Below are 972 nucleotides of genomic sequence, written 5' to 3' on the forward strand. Positions count from 1 at the left end.
GAGATAATAGCTACTGTTAGTACAGCAAATGTCAGCTGAAACATCATAAACATATTATGCGGGATCGTAGCACTGTAGTCCCCGTTTGGAGTGAACCCGACTCCTTTTAATCCCACCCAGTCCAAGTTACCAATAAAAGCATTGCCACCGGTCGAAAAAGCTAACGAATAGCCTGCTACTATCCAAAGAACGGATATAACAGCTAAGGAACCTACGCTATACATCGCGGTACTTAACATGTTTTTACTTCGAACCATGCCCCCGTAAAACAATGCAATAGCTGGTGTCATAATCCAAACCAATAATGCTGAAAAAAACATAAATACTGAATCGCCCATTTGCATGATGATTTCCCCCTTAAGTACGAATAAATAACCCCTAAATTTAATGTTAGATTATATAACATATTTTGTTATGTTTACTATCATATTTGATTTATATGTATTTAGCAACTACTTTTTGCAAATTTATTCAGAAAACTTTTGTTTTTTATACTGTTTTCTTTTTCTTATGTATTCTTCCACGTACACATAAGCTGAACTATTTTTTATTTGTGTTAGAGTTTCTGACATAAAAAATCCTCTTCTTGAAGTAGAAGAGGATTTTTCTTTACAAATACATATATACACCAGGCCCCAGAGGAATACCGAATACAGCAAAAATAATCAACATAACAATCCAAATCCCTAAAAAAGCTAGAGTATAAGGAAGCATAAGTGAAATAATTGTGCCAAGTCCTGCCTTAGGCTCGTATTCTTTCATAAAGGCTAAAATAACAATCATATATGGATTTAAAGGAGTGATTACATTCGTGGAAGAATCCGCTATTCGGTATGCCGCTTGAATAAATCCAGGGTTGTAGCCTAACAGCATGAACAATGGAATAAAAATAGGTGCTTCTAGTGCCCATTGAGCGGAGCCGCTAAAAATAAGAAGGCTTAGAACAACAGTTAAAAATACAAAACCAACCAC

General features: G+C 35.4%; 1 protein-coding gene and 1 pseudogene. Both read right to left on the bottom strand.

From position 1 onward, the window contains the following. A pseudogene (locus tag AC1DRF_RS29625) lies at positions 1-344 on the bottom strand (ammonia channel protein); the annotation flags it as partial. Between the two features lie 265 nt (positions 345-609). Next, on the bottom strand, positions 610-972 hold a 363-nt coding region (locus tag AC1DRF_RS29630), incomplete at its 5' end, for an AbgT family transporter (RefSeq protein ID WP_477742523.1).

It is taken from the genome of Priestia sp. P5_B4 (assembly GCF_056400385.1).